This window comes from Komagataeibacter kakiaceti JCM 25156 (genome assembly GCF_000613305.1).
Genome location: NZ_BAIO01000269.1, coordinates 1 through 3,217 on the forward strand (window position 1 = coordinate 1; position 3,217 = coordinate 3,217).

Sequence of the window (3,217 nt, forward strand, 5' to 3'; positions counted from 1 at the left end):
CCACCCGCCCGTCCCCTGCCCGCCCCGCGCCGCGGGGGCGGGAGTGGAACTCCTGTTCCTGCGCGATGAGGACATGCGCCAGGCGCAGGAACTGCTCATGCTGGCCTGTCGGGCCTTTACGGGAATGATTGACGTCAGCCTGCACGAATATGGCTGGGGCACGCGCATCACCGCATCATGCAGGTGGTGGCGCTTCAGCCCGGCATCGCCGTGGGCGCGCTGCTGGAGACGCTGGGCATCACCAAGCAGAGCATGAGCCGCGTGCTGGGCGAACTGCTGGCCATGGGCCTCATCCGGCACGAAACCGCGCCCGAAGACAGGCGGCGGCGGCGGCTTTACCTCAGCCCGCGCGGGGCGGAGATTGAAAACCGGCTGTTTTCCCTGCAACGTGAAGTCCTGCTGCGGGTGTATCGCAAGGCGGGCGGCAAGGCGGTGGACGGTTTCCGCCGGGTCATGCGGGGCTGATAGACGAATCGGATGCCGCCAGCGTATCCACCGAGGCCCACCATCCTCCAGACCGGAGTTCCACATGATCCAGACAGCCTGTGACGCATCCCTGCCCCATGACAGCATGATCGTGGACGCGCACGTGGTGGTGGTGGATGATGACCCCCGGCTGCGCCGCCTGCTACAACGCTACCTGAGCGAACAGGGCTTTCGCGTCAGCGCCGCGTCGTCCGCGCAGGAGGCGCGTCAGGTGCTGGGCTTCATGCAGCCCGACGCGCTGGTCCTTGACATCACCATGCCGGGGGAAAACGGGCTGGAACTGACACGCGAACTGCGGCGTGAGAAACTGCATTTTCCCATCCTGCTGCTGACCGCGCGGGGCGAGCCGGAAGACCGGATCATCGGGCTTGAGGCCGGGGCGGACGATTATCTGGCCAAACCGTTCGAGCCACGCGAACTGCTGCTGCGGCTCAAGGCGCACCTGCGCCACTTCGTCCCGCCCGCGCCCAGCAACAACCTGCGCATCGTGCGGATGGGCGATCTGGAATTCGACCCGGTGCGGGGCCTCCTGTCCAATGCGGAGGGAGTCGTGCACCTGACCGGTGGCGAATCGGCCCTGCTTTCGGTTCTGGCGCGCCATCCGAACGAAATCCTCTCACGCACCGACATCGCCGCCACGCTGGACATGGAGGAAATCGGGGAACGCGCCGTGGACGTGCAGGTCACCCGCCTGCGCCGCCGGATCGAGCCGGACCCGCGCGAACCGCGCTACCTGCAGACCGTGCGGGGCAAGGGCTACGTCCTCAAGCCGGGCCTTTAGGAAGCCGTTCCAGACAGGAATCAGAACGGGCTGGCATGATCCCTCATGCCAGCCCGCTTGCTGTCACCTATGTCCGCGCGCGACGGTTCAGGCGGCGCTGTTCAGCCGCTCCAGTTCCGCCAGCACGGCGGTGCCCATGCCATCGGTGTTCACTTCCGTCCTGCCCGCGCTCATGATGTCGGGCGTGCGCAGGCCCTTGTCCAGCACATTGGAAACAGCCGTTTCAACCAGCGCCGCTTCCGTCTTCATATCGAAGGAATAACGCAGCAGCATGGCGAAAGAGAGAATCTGCGCCAGCGGATTGGCCTTGCCCTGCCCGGCAATATCGGGCGCGCTGCCATGGATCGGCTCATACAGCGCGGGCAGGCGACCGTCCTCGCCCCGCGCGCCCAGCGTGGCGGAAGGCAGCATGCCAAGGCTGCCGGTCAGCATCGACGCCAGATCGGACAGCAGGTCGCCAAACAGGTTGCCGGTCACGATCACATCGAACTGGCGCGGGTTGCGCACCATCTGCATCGCGCAGTTATCGGCCAGCATGTGGGTCAGTTCCACATCCGCGTATTCACGGGCATGCAGGTCGGTCACGACCTCTTTCCACAGCAGGCCGCTTTCCATCACGTTGCATTTTTCAACCGAGCACACCCGGTTGTCGCGCTTGCGGGCCAGATCGAAGGCGACGCGGGCGACACGCTCGATTTCCGCCGTGGTATAGACTTCGGTATTGATGCCGCGGCGCGAGCCATCGGGCAGGGTCTCGATACCGCGCGGCGCGCCGAAATAGATGCCGCCCACCGTCTCACGCACGATCATGATGTCGAGCCCACGCACCACATCGGGCTTGAGCGTGCTGGCGTCCACCAGCGAATTGAACACCTTGGCCGGGCGCAGGTTGGCGAACAGGCCAAGTTCCTGCCGCAGCTTGAGAATCGCGATCTCCGGCCTGCGGTCGAACCCGGCGGAGGCCCATGCCGGATCACCGACCGAGCCGAACAGCACGGCATCCGCCGCCCGCGCCGCGTCGATCACTTCCTGCGTGATGGGCTGGCCATGCACCGCCAGCGACGCGCCGCCCACAAGATCCTCGCTCACATCAAAGCGGATACCGCGCGCCTGCGCCATCCAGTCGATGATGCGCCGGGCCTCGCGCATGATTTCAGGCCCGATGCCATCGCCTGGCAGGACAAGGAGCTTCTTGGGTGCGGACATGAGGTTTCCCATCCGGATAATCTGGTTGCTGAATGATCTGTCCCGTACTGCGGGCGGCGATCGCCACCCGGTTCCCTAATCCAGAACGATACGGGGAATCCACGGCTGCGCCTGCGCGCGTACCGTCTCAAAGGTCTCGATCGCCTTTTCATGCTGCAGGGTCTGGCCGATGTCATCCAGCCCTTCCAGCAGCAGTTTCTTGCGCAGGGGATCGACCTCGAAGGGCACTTCGCTGCCATCGGGCCGGATCACCACCTGCCGGGGCAGGTCGATCGTAAGACGTGCGTTGCCGCCCATACGGGCGTCGGCCATCAACTGCACACACACCGCGCGCGGCAGCACGATGGGCAGGATACCGTTCTTGAAACAGTTGTTATGGAAAATATCGGCAAAGGATGGCGCGATCACGCAGCGGATCCCGAAATCCAGCAGCGCCCACGGCGCATGTTCGCGCGATGAGCCGCAGCAAGGTTATCGAACGTGATCAGGATTTCCGCCTTGCGGTACGGCTCCTGATTCAGCACGAAATCCGGGTTTTCCGAACCATCGGGCCGATAGCGCATGCTGTCGAAGGCATTGACGCCCAGACCGGAGCGCTTGGTGGTTTTCAGGAACCGCGCCGGAATGATCTTGTCGGTATCGATATTCTCTTCCGGCAGGGGGGCCGCGATGCCGGTAAGAACGGTGAATTTATCCATCTCAGATCAGCTCCCGCACATCAGTCAGGTTCCGGTCACGGCGGCG

The 3,217-nt window shown here is 64.5% G+C and carries 3 protein-coding genes and 2 pseudogenes; 3 read left to right on the forward strand and 2 right to left on the reverse strand.

Annotation, left to right across the window (positions count from 1 at the left end; translation table 11 throughout):
• The 3 genes and pseudogenes from JCM25156_RS31140 to JCM25156_RS12055 all read left to right on the forward strand — a co-directional run.
• Positions 1-256, forward strand: a pseudogene (locus tag JCM25156_RS31140) (hypothetical protein); the annotation flags it as partial.
• The gene (locus JCM25156_RS31145) at positions 184-465 is read left to right on the forward strand and encodes a MarR family winged helix-turn-helix transcriptional regulator (protein ID WP_242402626.1); all 282 of its coding nucleotides are present in this window, start codon (positions 184-186) and stop codon (positions 463-465) included. The pseudogene JCM25156_RS31140 and the gene JCM25156_RS31145, both read left to right, overlap by 73 nt.
• 64 nt (positions 466-529) lie before the next feature.
• Positions 530-1,267 (forward strand): response regulator, encoded by a 738-nt coding sequence (locus JCM25156_RS12055; RefSeq protein WP_025813259.1) that lies wholly within the window; start codon positions 530-532, stop codon positions 1,265-1,267.
• An 87-nt stretch (positions 1,268-1,354) separates the two neighbouring features.
• On the opposite strand, the gene leuB is transcribed toward JCM25156_RS12055, so the two are convergent.
• Positions 1,355-2,473, reverse strand: a complete 1,119-nt coding sequence (gene leuB / locus JCM25156_RS12060) for a 3-isopropylmalate dehydrogenase (RefSeq protein WP_034959569.1) — start codon at positions 2,471-2,473, stop codon at positions 1,355-1,357.
• Between the two features lie 75 nt (positions 2,474-2,548).
• Positions 2,549-3,171: pseudogene (gene leuD, locus JCM25156_RS24000) on the reverse strand (3-isopropylmalate dehydratase small subunit).
• Between the last annotated feature and the right edge of the window lie 46 nt (positions 3,172-3,217).

Bases quoted from the DNA above. Each gene is read 5' to 3' on its own strand.
- JCM25156_RS12055 (WP_025813259.1), top strand. From the start codon at position 530: ATGATCCAGACAGCCTGTGACGCATCCCTGCCCCATGACAGCATGATC.
- leuB (WP_034959569.1), bottom strand. From the start codon at position 2,473: ATGTCCGCACCCAAGAAGCTCCTTGTCCTGCCAGGCGATGGCATCGGG.